The following is a 13,866-nucleotide window of genomic DNA, read 5'->3' on the forward strand; positions in this document are numbered from 1 at the left end:
GTCAAGCATTCGCATCGCGCTCCTGCACCTCGGCCGCGGGCTTGGTCCGCACAATCTTTCGCCACAGCAACACAGGCAGGCGGACCAACATGCCGAGGGTGAGGCGGATGTGGAGCGTAGTCATGCGCACGTTGTCGAGAAACATGCGGAAGTGGGATACGCCGTCGAGGGGATAGGAAACGCGCGTATCCAGCCAGCGCATCGGCACCTGGCGCCAGTGCAGCCGGACGATGATTTCCGAATCGAAGTCCATGCGCGGGCCGATGTGCTGATGGTCGGCCAGCTCGAGCGTGGTCTTCAACGGATACAGCCGGAAGCCGCACATCGAATCGATGATGTCGAACGACAATGTCTCCAGCCAGACCATGGCGTGCGTGAGATACCGGCCGTAGTAGCGCGCCTTCGGAATGCTGGCATCGAACACGGGACGGCCGCAGATCACCGCGTCGGGCGTTTCGCGCGCGGCTTCGACGAAACGGCGCGCATCGCTCAACGTGTGCTGACCATCGGCGTCGACTTGAATCGCGTGGGTAAAGCCGAGCTTGGCCGCGCCACGAAAGCCAGTGATGACGGCCACGCCCTTGCCGCGATTGACCTCATGGCGCAGCAGCGTGACTTCGGGCTGTTCGCTCAGCTGATCCAGCACCCGCGCGCACTCGGGGCTGCAGCCGTCGTCGACCAGGATGACGGGCAGGCCCTGCGCGCGCAGAGCATTCACTACCGTGCCGATCGCGTGCTCATGGTTGTACACGGGCACGACCACGCACACAGCGAACTTGGCGTTGAACTTGGCCGGAAGCATGGGGTTGATCTCAACCGTCACGCGGGTCAGGCGTGCAGCAGCCGCTGCACGACCATCGCCAGGTCGTTGACCGTGCGCACGGAACGGAAGTCTTCGGGCGTGACCTTGCGGCCGGTGTGCTTCTGCACTTCATCCATCAGGTCGACCACGTCGATGCTGTCGATCTCCAGGTCTTCGTACAGGCGCGCTTCCGGCGTGATCCGCGCCGAATCGAGCTCGAACAACTCGACCAGAGTCTGGCGGATGCGTTCGAGGATTTGATCTTGCGACTGCATGAATTGCTCTATTGGGATCGGTGGCCTGGCCGACGCGGCGTCTCGAGACCGCATGGCGACTACCGCCAGGAGTTAGCACGTCTGCGCGCGCTGCACCGGTCCGCGAACTTGGCGCGCAGTGTAATTCGAGGCGTCCATACCGTACAGCCGCGCGGGCCCTAGAACGGCCTCAGGCCCGCCCGGGCCGCTGGTGCGCCAATTCCTGCTGAAAGTGCCGGTGCATCGCCTCGTTCAAGGCCCGAGATGCTAGCGGTAACGGCGTATTCCGGTAGGGACTTAAGTCCAGGTCCTCGCCGACGACCAGGCTGAAATGCGGGCGCCGGGCCGGAATCCGGTACCACGGCTCGGATTTGGTCAGGGTCGTGGGTTCGCAACGGATGTACACCGGCGTGAGCTCGGTCGCCGCCCGTAAGGCGACGTTGGCCGCTCCGCGGTGAAACACCATGGGCTGATTCGGGCGGGTGCGCGTCCCTTCAGGAAAAAAGATCAGCGATTGCCGGTCGCGCAGAGCGCTCGCGGCGCCTTCGATCATGCCCGCGGTCTGATCGTTGGGGATGAATTCAGCCATGGTCACCGCCCAGCGCGTCAATGGGTTGCGCCACAGGCCCTGCTTGACCACGCAACCCGCGGTCGGGATGAATGCCAGCAGAAAGACCACATCGATCAGTGTCGGGTGATTGGCCACGACCATCTGCCCGTAGCGGCCGAGCCGTTCGCGGCCGTGAAACTCGTAGGTCAGCACGCCGCCTCTGTGCATCACGCCGATGAAGAACCTTAACCCCGCGCTCATGACCGCGCGCGCTCGATTGCGCTTGGTATCACGCGAGGCCGGCACGAGCTTGACGATGGGCAGCAGGATCGCGCCCACGATCAGCGCGCCGATGCCAAACAGGGAAAAGCTGAATCCCGTCATGAACAGGCGCCAGTACCAGAAGTCCCGACGGCGAGAGTCCCGACGGCGCGGGGCGCTGTCGGTGGCTTCGTTGGCGAGTTGCGGTTCGGCGTTCATGGGAGGAATTATGATGCCGTTGTCATGCACGGCAACCCACATGCGTTAGCGACGCCGCGATTCAGCCTGAATGGCCAATCCACGGACACTCGTCTGACGCTGTGGCTGGGATTGCCAAGCGCGCGCGAGCATTTCGATTCATCGACGCTGTCCGCGGCTGACCAGGCGCGCCTTGCCGGCCGGCGAAACTCGCGTCGTCGCGCGGATTTCGAAGTCAGTCGAGCACTGCTCGCAACGGTCGACCTCGAAGCGACGGCATACAGCCTGAGCCACAGTGCCGAGCGCGCGGCATTGCTGATCGCGCCCGATGGATGGCAAATCGGCGTGGACCTGGAAATGAGTCGACCGCGCGATGTGCTCAAGCTCGCGCGGTTCGCCTTTCATGAAGACGAGGTGCGCGCGCTCGAGTCCGCGGCCCCTGATTCGCGGCAAACGTTGTTCTACACGCTGTGGACGTTGAAGGAATCGTTCGCGAAGGCATTGCAGCTCGAGCTGGTCGACGCGCTTCGCCAATGCGTGTTCTGGAACGAGGACGGCAGATGGCACGGACGCGTGCCGATTCGCTCGGCTTGGGGCGCGATTGTCTTTCAGCCTCGGCCAGACATCTTCGTCGCCGCGGCGTGGATAGGCCGCAGCGAGGCCGTATCGCTGCAACTGTGGGAATGGCCTCCGAAGCAGCGCGCCGACTGGCCGGTTATTGCTGCTTGCGCAGGCGCTCCTTCAAGCGCTGACGCTGCTCCGGCGTGAGCTGCTGAAACTGCTTGCGCAGCTGCTGCCGTTGCTCGGGCGGCAGATCCTTGAAGCGCTGAAAGTTGTTGCGGATCTTGGCCTGCTGCTCCGGCGGCAGCTTCTTGAACTGGTTGAACTTGCGCCGGATTTCGCGCCGCTGCTCCACATCCAGCGACTGCCAGCGCTGAAATCGCTGCTTGGCCCGCTGCCGTTGTTCCGGCGGCATGTTCAGCCAGCGCTTCGACCCCTTGGCCAACGACTCCTGCCGCGCCAAGGGCAGGTCGGCCCAGCGCGACTCGAACTTCGCCAGCAGCTGTTGCTGCTCGGGAGAGAGTTCCTGCCAGCTCACGCCCGCCCCCTCCGTCTGCGCCGCGCGCGCAGCCGGCGCGGTCGCCAGCAGCAGCGCACTCAGCATCAAAGACAGGACACACATCAGCCGGCTGGTCATCGCTCTTCCACGGCAGGCTTGGCCGCCACTTTGCTTGATTTGCGGGCAGCGGGCTTCTCAGCCGACTGCTCGTGCTCTGGATCCTCGCTCGCTGGCTCGCGATCAGGGTCGTCTAGCAACGTCCAATTGTCGTCATCAGCCTCCAAGTTGGCGAGATACTCCAGGAAATCAGCGTCTAATGACTCGATCTCGTCGGCTGCGTGCGCAATCGCACCGATCAGCATCCAACCTGCGAACAGCAGCACTCTGCTCATGTGCTCAGCCCGCGCTGTCGCCTTGAGTAGCCAGCCAGGAGTAGAACTCGATGTCTTGAATCAGCTCGAAATTGTCGGCATCGGCGACGATGTCGAAGTCATCGAGCAACACACTGGCATTTTCGGTGCTGGGAGCCTCGGCGCCGGGGCGGATCATGATCAAAGCGATCAGAGCCGCGGCGGCCAAGCCACCCAGCGGCGCACCGAGCCAGTAGCGCCGAGCCGAGCCCTTGTTGATTTCGGTCAGCGCGCGCTGCCGGGCTTGGTTCAGCCGCGAACGAGTCTGCGCATCGAGGCGCTCGACGTTGTTATCGAACAGTTCACGGCTGCGCTCTTCGAACGGGTCGGGGGTATTCACCAGGCAGCTCCCAACTCCTCGCGGAGTGTGTGAACGGCGCGAGAGTAGTGTGTCTTCACGCTGCCCTCGCTGCAGCCCATGGCCGCGGCGGTCTGCGCGACATCCATGCCTTCAAAGTTACGCAACATGAACGCTTCTTGCTGTCGTCCGGGCAGTTCGCCGAGCGCTCGCTCCAGCTTGGCCATCGCCTGGTCGGTTGCGAGCAGATCCTGTGGCTGAGGCCGCGCATCCGCGACGCCGTCGTACGGATCGCCGACGTCGTCCTCCTCGGTCTTCTTCCAACCGGGCAGCCAGCTCATCAGCTTGGCGCGCACTTTGCGCCGCCGCTGACAGTCGCGGATCCGGTTCTGCAGAATTCGGTAGAACAATGGCCGCCATTCCTCGGCAGGCCGCTGGGCATAGCGGCGCGCCAGCTGCAGCATCGCGTCCTGTACGATATCCAGCGCATCGTCGTCGTCACGCACGGCAATCCTGGCGATGCGGAACGCACGCTTCTCGACGCTGACCAGAAAGCGATCCAGCGCGCGCACCTGATCCAGAGACTGTTCCTCCACGACGGCCGGGGCATCGCCCTGCCCGAGGTTGAGCAACGCCCAGGCCGGGGAAGCGGCTGCGCGGAGAGTAGCAGAGGGCCGCATGCGTATTACCAGACCTTCATTGATGGCCATCCTTCAAGCAACGCCGTTGACGGCGTGCGGTTGACCCGAAGGCTGTGAACCACGTCTAAAAATTGACCACTGACGAAACTGGTCCGCGGATTCAGCACTTGAGTCGCTTCACCCCAAACAATGCACAGAGTTGTCCACAGGTTTTGTGCATAGACCGAACGCCGTACCTCGCGGTCGCGATCGATACTCCGCTGCGGCAGGTGTTCGACTATCGCGCGCCCGAAGGCGCCGCGGTGGGCGCGGGATTTCGCGTGTGGGTGCCATTCGGGCGACGCCGTGTCGTCGGCGTGGTCGTCGAAGGCATCGATCAAACCGAAGTTCCGGCGAACAAACTGCGCGCGGCGTTCGAAGCCATCGACGCCGAGCCGACGCTCGATCCCGGCCTGTTGTCGCTACTGACCTGGGCCGCGGAGTATTACCGCCATCCGGTTGGCGAAGTGCTCACCTCGGCATTGCCGGTGCTGCTGAGGAATGGCGCGCCGGTGCGCGAAGAGAAGTTTCTCTGGCGACTCACCGAACTGGGGCGCGAGAAAGCGCTCGCGACGCTGCCTGCGCGCTCGGTTCGTCTGCGCGCCATCGCGCAGTACCTCACAAAGCAGGAGCAAGCGCCCGCCTCCGAAATTTTGAGCGCGACCGAGAGTCCGTCATCGGCGCTCCGAAATCTCGAAGCGCGCGGCTTCGTCGAGGAATTCGCGCGCGAGAAGACCGATATAGTGCCGCCCGTGTCGATCGTGCGCGCCGGGCCGCCGCTCAACGAAGCGCAAACCGCTGCGGTCGAGCGAATTCGGAACACTCTCGACTTCTTCGCCTCGCACTTGCTTTACGGCGTGACCGGAAGCGGCAAAACCGAGGTTTATTTGCACGTGATCGAGGCCGTTCTCGCGCGCGGCCAGCAAGTGCTGGTGCTCGTGCCTGAGATCGCGCTCACTCCACAGCTGATCTCTCGTTTCCGTGCACGCTTCGACGCGCCGCTCGCGGTCCTGCACTCCGGTTTGAACGACACGGAGCGCTTGGCCGCGTGGCGAGATGCGCGTGAAGGCACGGCTCGCATCGTCATCGGCACGCGCTCGGCCATCTTCACGCCGCTGCTACATCCGGGCCTGATCATCATCGACGAGGAACACGACGCCTCGTTCAAACAGCAGGACGGCTTTCGCTACTCGGCGCGCGATCTCTCACTAGTGCGCGCACAGCGGCTGGGGATTCCGGTCGTGCTCGGCTCGGCGACACCGTCGCTGGAAACATTGGCACGCGCTCGGAAGCAACCGGAAACTCTCTCGCTTCTTTCTCAGCGCGCCGGCAGCGCGCGACCGCCGCAGCTCGCCCTGGTCGATCTGCGCAAACACGGCGCGACTCAGGGCATCGCCACGCCCACCGTTATGACTATTCGGCGTCATCTCGACGCCGGCGGTCAGGTCATGCTGTTCATCAATCGTCGCGGTTACGCGCCAGTGCTGTTCTGCCCGAACTGCGGATGGTCGGCCCACTGCCGCCGATGTGACGCTCATTTGACTGTGCATGCGCGCGGCCGCGATCTCATCTGCCATCACTGCGGCTCACAGGAACCCATGCCGCCCGGCTGCTCCAATTGTTTCGCCGATGTAAAACCGGTCGGCCAGGGCACGGAACGCATCGAAGAAGCCCTTCAGCAATTGTTTCCAGGGGCGCCGATGGCGCGCATCGACCGCGACAGCATGCGGCGCAAAGGCGAGCTGGAAGAAACACTGGCCCGCGTGAACCGCGGCGAAATCCGCATCCTGGTCGGCACGCAAATGCTGACCAAAGGCCACGATTTCCCGCAGGTCACGCTGGTGGTCGTACTCAATGCCGATCAGGGCTTATTCAGTACGGACTTTCGCGCCTCGGAACGGCTGGCCCAGACCATCGTGCAGGTCGCCGGCCGCGCCGGCCGCGCCGACCGGCCCGGTGAAGTACTGATTCAGACGGAATATCCCGAGCATCCACTACTTACATTGCTGCTGACGGGCGGCTACGCAGCTTTTGCCGACGGCGCGTTGACAGAACGTGAACAAAGCGGCTGGCCGCCGTTCGCCCGCATCGCGCTGTTGCGCGCGGAAGCCACGGATCAAGACGCGCCGCTGAAATTCCTGCAAGACGCACACGATCTCGCGGTGGATTTCCCAGTTCGCGGCGTACAGCTGCTCGGTCCCGCGCCCGCCCCGATGGAGCGCCGGGCCGGCCGTTTCCGCGCTCAGCTGATGATTCGCGCCCCCAGCCACTCGCCCTTGCAGAAGTTTCTAAGCGGCTGGCTGCCCATTCTCGCCATGCTCCCGGAGGCCCGGCGCGTGCGGTGGTCGATCGATGTGGATGCGGCCGAGTTGAGTTGAGTACACTGTCACGAACATCACTCTCCCCTGCCCGTTGTGAAGTACCAGATCGAACGCCTTGTGCAGGCCGCGTTGGCCTGTCTGCCGCCCGACATTCTCCCCGCGGATGTGCATCCCACCGTGGACGTCGAGCGCACACGCGATGCCGCGCACGGCGATTTCGCGACAAACATTGCGTTGCAGCTGGCCAAGCCCGCGCGCAAGAACCCGCGGCAGCTGGCGCAGGCCATCGTCGATTGCATTCCCACGGGCGACCTGGTCAGCAAGATCGAGATCGCCGGCCCCGGCTTCATCAATTTCCATCTGTCGCCGCAGGCCTATCAGCAGGAGCTGTCGCGCATTTTCGATCTTGGCGTGGCCTACGGTTACAACAAGCGTGGCGCCGGCCAGAGCGTCGTCGTGGAATTCGTTTCCGCAAACCCCACGGGGCCGCTGCATGTCGGGCACGGGCGGCAAGCCGCGCTTGGCGATGCGCTCGCAGCGCTGCTGCAGTCACAGGGCCATCCGGTCAGCCGTGAGTTCTACTACAACGACGCCGGCGTGCAGATTCAAAACCTCGCACTGTCCGTCCAGGCGCGCGCGCGTGGCCTGAAGCCGGGCGATCCGGAGTGGCAGGAAGGCTGGTACGCGGGCGAGTACATTCAGGACATCGCCAATGACTTCCTCGCGCGCAAGACCGTGCACGCCTTCGACGGCGAGCCGATCCGCGCCAGCGGCAAGATCGACGATCTGGATACGATCCGCCGATTCGCGGTCACGTGTCTGCGGCATGAGCAGGACATGGACCTGCAGAAGTTCAGCGTGCGCTTCGACACCTATTACCTGGAGTCGAGCCTCTACAGCGACGGCAAAGTCGACACCACCGTGCAAGGCCTGGTCGCGAGCGGCCACACCTACGAGAAAGACAGCGCGCTGTGGCTGAAGACCACGGATTTCGGCGATGACAAAGACCGCGTGATGCGCAAGTCGGACGGCACATACACGTACTTCCTGCCCGATGTCGCGTATCACGTCACCAAGTGGCAGCGCGGTTTCTGCCGCGCCATCAACGTGCAGGGCACCGATCACCACGGCACGATCGCCCGTGTGCGCGCGGGCCTGCAAGCACTGAACATGGGCATACCCAAGGGTTATCCCGATTACGTGCTTCACAAGATGGTGAAGGTCATGCGCGGCGGCGAGGAAGTGAAAATTTCCAAGCGCGCCGGCTCCTATGTGACGGTGCGCGATCTGATCGAGTGGGTGGGCCGCGATGCTGTCCGCTTCTTCCTCGTCTCGCGCAAGGCGGATTCGGAGTTTGTCTTCGATATCGATCTGGCGCTGGCCGAGGGCGAAGAGAATCCCGTCTATTACGTGCAGTACGCGCATGCGCGAGTGTGCAGCGTGTTCCGTCAGCTCCAGGAAAAGGGTCTCACCCACGACCGTGACATTGGCGAGACCAATGTGGAGTTGCTGACAGAGCCGCACGAGAAGGCGCTGATCCGCCGGCTCACCTACTATCCCGAGCTGCTGGAGAACGCCACGCGCGAGCTCGAGCCGCATCAGCTCGCGCACTATCTGCGTGATCTGGCGGGCGACTTCCATACCTACTACAACGCGCACAAGTTCATCATCGATGACGTGAAGCTGCGCAACGCGCGCCTGAACCTCGTCGCGGCGACCCGACAGGTGCTGGAGAACGGCCTGAAGCTGTTGGGTGTTTCTGCGCCGGAAAAAATGGAATCGAAGAAGGCGGCGACCTCTGGCGAGGAATGACGCACCAGCGCAAACTTACGCGGGTGACCCTTATTTCCTTCTCTCGTCGCTGCTGATTCCACCGTCTGCTTCATGGCAAAGGACTACAAACATTCCAAGCGCCGCTCCGGCTCGTCCGGCCTGTCGGGCATGGCCGGCTTCGTCTGCGGCCTGGCCCTCGGCCTCGCTGTCGCGCTCGGCGTCTATCTCTTCGACCGCCGAACCGAAGCGCGCCTCGCCGCCCAGCAAACGGCCGCGCCGATGATTCGCGACGAAGCGCAGGCGGAGAACAAGCCTGCGCCCGCGTCACAGGAACAGGCGGAGACCCAGGAATTCGACTTCTACGAAATGCTCCCCAAGTACGAAGTCGTCATCCCCGAGCAGGACGCCCGCGGCGGCGCCGCTCCCGCGGTGGTCGCGGGGCCGGTGGAAAAGCCGGGCGCTTATATCCTGCAGGCGGGCTCGTTCCGTAACTTCAAAGACGCAGATCGCGTGCGGGCGATGATTGCCATGCAGGGTGTGGAGTCGAAGATCCAGAAGGTGACCATCGACAAAGATACTTGGCACCGCGTGCGCGTCGGGCCGATCACGAACCTGCAGAGACTCGAAGACACTCGCAGCAAGCTTCGGCAGGCGCAGATCGATGCGCTGGTTATTCGCGTTGGCGAGTAGCTAGCTCGCTAACGCGGTTGACGCTAACGCGCTCGCGCGCGCCTGGCGGCAGAGCTGGGGCGTAGGTGGAGGGTCTCGGGAAACTCGCGAGCGTCTTCACTGTCGCTGTAAAGTCGTTCGATGGCTGCCGCACGATTTGCTCAGCGGCCGCTTCACCGTCAGTGTCGCTCGCTGCGCGCTAACGCGCTGCGAGCTGCAATGCGCATCGTCATCGGTACTGCGAACGTGCAACGGTTTGCTCGAATGGCGGCGGCGGCCGAGTCACCGTGGTTGCGAACTTCCCGAGACCCTCCACCTTTCCCCAGCTCGAAGAGCGCGACGCGAGACAGCGGCAATGCTGCGATCAGTGCGGACATGACTGATCTTTCCCGGGGAATAATAAAACTAAAACGTGTTTTCCGGGCCGGCCGCGCGCGATAGCGCAGCGGCAAGGCCCCCTTAGTCTTCCGCGAGCTGCCGAAAATCGACGCCGAGCGAGCGAAGCTTGCGATAAAGGTGCGTGCGCTCCATCCCGACGCGCTTGGCGAGCTGGCCAACCTTGCCGTTGCAAAGGATCAGCTGCTGCTGCAAATACGCGCGCTCGAAATGCTCACGAGCCTCGCGCAATGGAAGTGCCAGCAAGTCTTGTTTGACCAACGGCTCGTTAGTAGGCGCATGCGCCGCCAACTCACGCTCGATCTCATCCAAGCGAATCTCTTCCTCGCCACCGAGGATCAACAACCGCTGCACGAGATTACGCAGCTCGCGCACGTTGCCCGGCCACGGATAGTTACGCAGGCGGTTCTGCGCGGCGACGCCGAAGCGGCGGAAAGGAAGGTGCTGCTCGTCAACCAGTCGATCAACGTAGTGACGCAGCAGATCCGGCACATCCTGCGCGTAATCCCGCAGTGGCGGCACGTTCAACGTGATCACATTCAACCGCGACAACAGCTCGAGCCGGACGCCCGTGCCCTCGGCATTGAGGAAGCGTGACGTCGCGGAGCCGATGATCCGAATGTTCGTCCCAACCGGCGTCGCGCCGCCGACGCGCGTGAAGGTCCGCGTCTCGAGCGCCGCGACCAGCAAGCCTTGCGCCTTCGGCGGCAGATCTTCCACGCCATTGATGAACAGCACACCGCCCGCCGCCTGTTCAAACACGCCCGCATGGACGCCATTCGCATCTTCAGTGCCGAACAGCGCCGCAGCCGCGCCTTCATCACTCACGCCCGTCGCGACGAGTTGCACGAACGGCCCCGACGCGCGCGGGCTCAACGAATGTATGTAACGAGCGAACGCCTCGCGCCCGCTGCCCGGCTCACCCACGATGAGCACCGGCGTTTCGTGCGGAGAGACCTGCTGAACCTGCTCACGAAGCGCGGCCATCGCGCGGCTCTTGCCGACAGGCGCCAGCAGCGGTGGCACCAGCGAGCGCCCCGTCAGACGCTTGTTACGACCGGAATCGAGCGCGCGCTCGACCGTGCGCAACAGCTTGGCGAGAGACAGCGGCTTCTCGACGAAATCGAATGCTCCGAGACGGGTCGCCTCAACCGCGGTCTCCACGGTGCCGTGACCCGACATCATGACGACCGGGCAAGATGTACCGTTCGGCTGCACCCATTCGCGCAGCAGGGTGATGCCATCGGTATCGGGCATCCAGATATCGAGCAGGACCAGATCGGGATCGTGTTGAGCACGCGCCGTGCGTGCCTCCGCGGCGTCCGCGGCGACATCCACTTCGTAACCTTCGTCCGCCAGGATCTCCTTGAGAAGCCCGCGGATTTCGCTCTCGTCATCGACGACTAGTATGCGTGCAGCACTCATGCCCGCTCCCTCCTCGGTCCGGCGCGCCGTTCGCGAATCGGACCGCCGCCGCGGACCGCAGTCAACGGCAACTCGATACACACCCGCGCACCTCCTGTGCGTACATTATCGGCAGCAATGGCCCCGCCGTGCTCTTCGACTATTTTTTTCACAATCGCGAGTCCCAGGCCCGTGCCTTTCGGTTTGGTCGTTACATAGGGATCGAACACCTGGCCGATCACGTCCGGCCGGAAGCCCGGTCCATTGTCCTCGACGACGATCTCCGCCGCGCGGGCGGCCGTCGCCCCGCTGCCCTTCTCGATCAGTTGCGTCACCACGCGCACCGACGGATTCGGTACCCCCTCCAGCGCTTCCCATGCATTGGCCAGCAGATTATGGATGATTTGCCGCATGCGGCCACGGTCGGCCTCGATCTCCGGCAGCCCCTTCTGCAGCTGCAGGGTCGTGCCCGGCCGGCCGGGCGCGCGATACAGTTCCGCCACTTCGCCGATGAGCTGGTTCAGGTCGAATCGTGACACATCCATCTCCGGCGCGCGCGCGTACTCGCTGAAGGCGTTGACCATCTCTTTCATGGCCTCCACCTGCTGGACGATGGTGTGGGTGGCGCGGTCCAACACCTGGCCCTGGGTCGCGTCGATATGTCCCAACAGCTTATGACGCAGCCGTTCCGCGGATAGTTGGATAGGGGTCAGTGGATTCTTGATTTCGTGCGCCAGGCGCCGCGCGACCTCGCCCCAAGCCGCGTCGCGCTGGGCTTGCAGGAGGGCGGTGATGTCGTCGAACACGATGACATAGCCGCCGGGCGTCTGATCCTCGCCGGAGAGCGTAGTACAAGCACACATCAGGATGCGCCGGGTCGATTCGCCCTGAAGCACCAACTGCTCGCGCCACTCGCTCTGCCCCGCGGCCAGATGCGCGCTACAGGTGGACCGGAACTGCTCGAACAGCGCGCTCTCGCTGCCCGTATCCGACAGCGGCTTGCCGATCAGCGTGTCCACATCCACGGCAAGAATGGAGCATGCCGCCTCGTTCGCGGTACGAATGGTCCGATCGGGCTCGAGCGAAATCACGCCCGTGGACAGTCGCGCCAGAATGACCGAGAGATTGGCGCGCTCGGCTTCGACAGCCTGTTGGACACGCCGGGTTTCTTCGCGAGACTTCGCGAGGCGCTTGGTCATGTCGTTGAACGAATGCACGAGGATGCCCATCTCGTCGTGCGAGGTCAGAGGCAATCGCAGATCGAAGTCACCCTTCGCCACCGCGCGCGTACCCGCGACCAGATCCTGGATCGGACGCACCAAACGCCGCGCAGCCCAAAACGCGCCGTACAGCGCGCCGAACAATGACAACAGCAATACCAATGTCAGCGTCAGCGTGAAGCTGGTTTTCAGCGGCTCGCGCAAGCGCGCTTTCTCGCCGTAACGCTGATAGGAAGATTCGACCGTGTCGGCCAGCTCGCCGAGTCGTCGCTCGACGGGATAGATGGCCTGCAATACGCGCATCTCGTCACCGGGCAACACCTGCGGCACACGCACCGCCGTGCGTACGAGATAACCGCCGCCCGCGGCGGGATCGAGTGCAACGTAGTCGCGCCCCTGACGAACTTGCATCGTCATCTCGTCGCTCAACGGCGCGGGCACGATCTCACTGAGTCGATCGGAGCTGGTCGCGAGGATGCGGCTGTTCGATGCCACCAGCGTGAGCTCGACTGCTTCACTCTCACGGCGCAACTCATCGAGCGCCTGGAACGCGCCGACCCGCACGGGAGCAATGCGAGCCGCAACGGAGCGCGTACGCTCGAGATACTCGCGCATGCGCAGATCGAGCGCGGCCCGCGACAGCGTCAATGCGTCTTCCAGGCCCTGGCGAATCTCGACGTGGAACCAGCTGTCGATGCCGCGGTTGAGAAACACGACCGAGAAATAGAACACCAGCAGCAGCGGCGCCATGGCGAGCGTCGCCGACATCCACACCATGCGCGCTTCGAGACGCGAGCCGACTACTCGCTTGCGCCAGTCGCGCACCAGCTGCGCGAGGCGGCCCCCGATCAGAATCAGCAGGACCAGCAGGCCCGCGACGTTGACGCCGACGATGAAGGGATGCAGGTCGCTGAAGTGCGCCGACTGCTGCACGGTCTGCGCCATGATGAGCAGCGCAGCCACCCACAGCCCCGATCCGATGAGCACCAGGATCGAGACCAGCGTGCGTTTCAGAGTTGCGGCGACCATGTGTACCACTCGCTGCGCTGCCGCCAGTCGTCCGACCAGAACAGCACGAAGCGCAAGGCATCGGGCATCGTGCGCACATCGAGATTACCGCGCACGCTGATTTCGTGCCGCCGGTTCGGCGACACCAGCGCCTGGTCCAGGATGGGCAGGCGGCTGATCACGCGCAGGGCATCGAGCGCGGCGTCCAGCGTCGCATAAGACGCTTGGTCGCCGCTATTCAAATTGCGCACCAGATAACGCTCGCTGAGCGCGCGGTACGCCAGTTCATAGGATTGATCGAGTGTCGCGACCGTCTCGTCCAGCCAATAGCTGCGCCGACGTTTGACGACGATCTCCAGGTGCAACGTGAGCGGCACCCCCTCGCGGATGGCGGCCCGCGCGCCCTCGGGCAGGTCGAAGTTGAGCGTGGCGTTCAGCTCGTAGACGCCCTCGGCCGGCTCGACATAAGCGGAACGGATCTCAAAGCGCGGCGGAGCCTGGGCGGACGCGGCCGGCCCGAGCAGGCAGCCAAGCACCGCCGCCAACGCCATGAGCCACGCCA

At 63.9% G+C, this 13,866-nt stretch carries 14 protein-coding genes; 4 read left to right on the plus strand and 10 right to left on the minus strand.

What is annotated here, in order from left to right:
- Position 1 precedes the first annotated feature (1 nt).
- From GYH35_RS21580 to GYH35_RS21590, 3 genes are all read right to left on the minus strand, one after another.
- Positions 2-802: a glycosyltransferase family 2 protein gene (locus tag GYH35_RS21580; protein ID WP_161829475.1), complete on the minus strand. Its 801-nt coding sequence runs from the start codon at positions 800-802 to the stop codon at positions 2-4.
- 26 nt (positions 803-828) lie between these two features.
- Positions 829-1,077 carry an acyl carrier protein gene (locus GYH35_RS21585; RefSeq protein ID WP_129641212.1) on the minus strand — a complete coding sequence of 83 codons (249 nt, stop codon included), beginning with the start codon at positions 1,075-1,077 and terminating at the stop codon, positions 829-831.
- Positions 1,078-1,246: 169 nt separating this feature from the next.
- On the minus strand, positions 1,247-2,086 hold the full coding sequence (locus GYH35_RS21590; protein WP_161810570.1) for a lysophospholipid acyltransferase family protein: 840 nt from the start codon (positions 2,084-2,086) through the stop codon (positions 1,247-1,249).
- A gap of 24 nt (positions 2,087-2,110) precedes the next feature.
- Between GYH35_RS21590 and GYH35_RS21595 the strand changes: the two genes are divergently transcribed.
- On the plus strand, positions 2,111-2,833 hold the full coding sequence (locus GYH35_RS21595) for a 4'-phosphopantetheinyl transferase family protein (protein WP_161829476.1): 723 nt from the start codon (positions 2,111-2,113) through the stop codon (positions 2,831-2,833).
- Here the strand turns inward: GYH35_RS21595 and GYH35_RS21600 are convergent.
- The 4 genes from GYH35_RS21600 to GYH35_RS21615 are packed head-to-tail and all read right to left on the minus strand — an operon-like array spanning position 2,781 to position 4,513.
- Positions 2,781-3,263, minus strand: coding sequence for a DUF3106 domain-containing protein (locus GYH35_RS21600; protein ID WP_161829477.1), 483 nt, complete (start codon positions 3,261-3,263; stop codon positions 2,781-2,783). The genes GYH35_RS21595 and GYH35_RS21600 overlap by 53 nt on opposite strands.
- Entirely contained in the window at positions 3,260-3,508 is a 249-nt protein-coding gene (locus tag GYH35_RS21605) for a hypothetical protein (protein ID WP_161829478.1), read from the minus strand. The genes GYH35_RS21600 and GYH35_RS21605 overlap by 4 nt, the downstream gene beginning before the upstream one ends.
- 13 nt (positions 3,509-3,521) lie before the next feature.
- The gene (locus GYH35_RS21610) at positions 3,522-3,875 is read right to left on the minus strand and encodes a hypothetical protein (protein ID WP_161829479.1); all 354 of its coding nucleotides are present in this window, start codon (positions 3,873-3,875) and stop codon (positions 3,522-3,524) included.
- On the minus strand, positions 3,872-4,513 hold the full coding sequence (locus GYH35_RS21615) for an RNA polymerase sigma factor (RefSeq protein ID WP_161829480.1): 642 nt from the start codon (positions 4,511-4,513) through the stop codon (positions 3,872-3,874). The genes GYH35_RS21610 and GYH35_RS21615 overlap by 4 nt, the downstream gene beginning before the upstream one ends.
- 179 nt (positions 4,514-4,692) lie before the next feature.
- On the opposite strand from GYH35_RS21615, the gene GYH35_RS21620 reads away from it, so the two are divergent.
- The 3 genes from GYH35_RS21620 (at position 4,693) to GYH35_RS21630 (ending at position 9,297) form a co-directional block, all read left to right on the plus strand.
- Positions 4,693-6,891 (plus strand): primosomal protein N', encoded by a 2,199-nt coding sequence (locus GYH35_RS21620; protein ID WP_161811352.1) that lies wholly within the window; start codon positions 4,693-4,695, stop codon positions 6,889-6,891.
- Between the two features lie 27 nt (positions 6,892-6,918).
- Positions 6,919-8,646, plus strand: a complete 1,728-nt coding sequence (gene argS, locus GYH35_RS21625) for an arginine--tRNA ligase (RefSeq protein ID WP_407700222.1) — start codon at positions 6,919-6,921, stop codon at positions 8,644-8,646.
- Positions 8,647-8,718: 72 nt separating this feature from the next.
- The gene (locus tag GYH35_RS21630; protein ID WP_161810563.1) at positions 8,719-9,297 is read left to right on the plus strand and encodes an SPOR domain-containing protein; all 579 of its coding nucleotides are present in this window, start codon (positions 8,719-8,721) and stop codon (positions 9,295-9,297) included.
- A gap of 438 nt (positions 9,298-9,735) precedes the next feature.
- Here the strand turns inward: GYH35_RS21630 and GYH35_RS21635 are convergent, their stop codons facing one another.
- From GYH35_RS21635 to GYH35_RS21645, 3 genes are read right to left on the minus strand one after another with little or no spacing between them, the layout of a single operon-like run.
- A complete protein-coding gene (locus tag GYH35_RS21635) occupies positions 9,736-11,097 on the minus strand; it encodes a sigma-54-dependent transcriptional regulator (protein WP_161810562.1) in 1,362 nt (453 codons plus the stop codon).
- Entirely contained in the window at positions 11,094-13,325 is a 2,232-nt protein-coding gene (locus GYH35_RS21640) for a sensor histidine kinase (RefSeq protein WP_161829481.1), read from the minus strand. The genes GYH35_RS21635 and GYH35_RS21640 overlap by 4 nt, the downstream gene beginning before the upstream one ends.
- Entirely contained in the window at positions 13,307-13,855 is a 549-nt protein-coding gene (locus tag GYH35_RS21645) for a DUF4390 domain-containing protein (protein WP_161810560.1), read from the minus strand. Before GYH35_RS21645 ends, GYH35_RS21640 begins: the two co-directional genes overlap by 19 nt.
- Positions 13,856-13,866 lie beyond the last annotated feature (11 nt).

The organism is Steroidobacter agaridevorans (assembly GCF_009932555.1).
In the GTDB taxonomy this organism is placed as follows: Bacteria; Pseudomonadota; Gammaproteobacteria; order Steroidobacterales; family Steroidobacteraceae; genus Steroidobacter; species Steroidobacter agaridevorans.

Coding starts and splice junctions, on each gene's coding strand:
- GYH35_RS21580 (WP_161829475.1), bottom strand. CDS start 802: ATGCTTCCGGCCAAGTTCAACGCCAAGTTCGCTGTGTGCGTGGTCGTG.
- GYH35_RS21585 (WP_129641212.1), bottom strand. CDS start 1,077: ATGCAGTCGCAAGATCAAATCCTCGAACGCATCCGCCAGACTCTGGTC.
- GYH35_RS21590 (WP_161810570.1), bottom strand. CDS start 2,086: ATGAACGCCGAACCGCAACTCGCCAACGAAGCCACCGACAGCGCCCCG.
- GYH35_RS21595 (WP_161829476.1), top strand. CDS start 2,111: ATGCACGGCAACCCACATGCGTTAGCGACGCCGCGATTCAGCCTGAAT.
- GYH35_RS21600 (WP_161829477.1), bottom strand. CDS start 3,263: ATGACCAGCCGGCTGATGTGTGTCCTGTCTTTGATGCTGAGTGCGCTG.
- GYH35_RS21615 (WP_161829480.1), bottom strand. CDS start 4,513: ATGCGGCCCTCTGCTACTCTCCGCGCAGCCGCTTCCCCGGCCTGGGCG.
- GYH35_RS21630 (WP_161810563.1), top strand. CDS start 8,719: ATGGCAAAGGACTACAAACATTCCAAGCGCCGCTCCGGCTCGTCCGGC.
- GYH35_RS21635 (WP_161810562.1), bottom strand. CDS start 11,097: ATGAGTGCTGCACGCATACTAGTCGTCGATGACGAGAGCGAAATCCGC.
- GYH35_RS21640 (WP_161829481.1), bottom strand. CDS start 13,325: ATGGTCGCCGCAACTCTGAAACGCACGCTGGTCTCGATCCTGGTGCTC.
- GYH35_RS21645 (WP_161810560.1), bottom strand. CDS start 13,855: ATGGCGTTGGCGGCGGTGCTTGGCTGCCTGCTCGGGCCGGCCGCGTCC.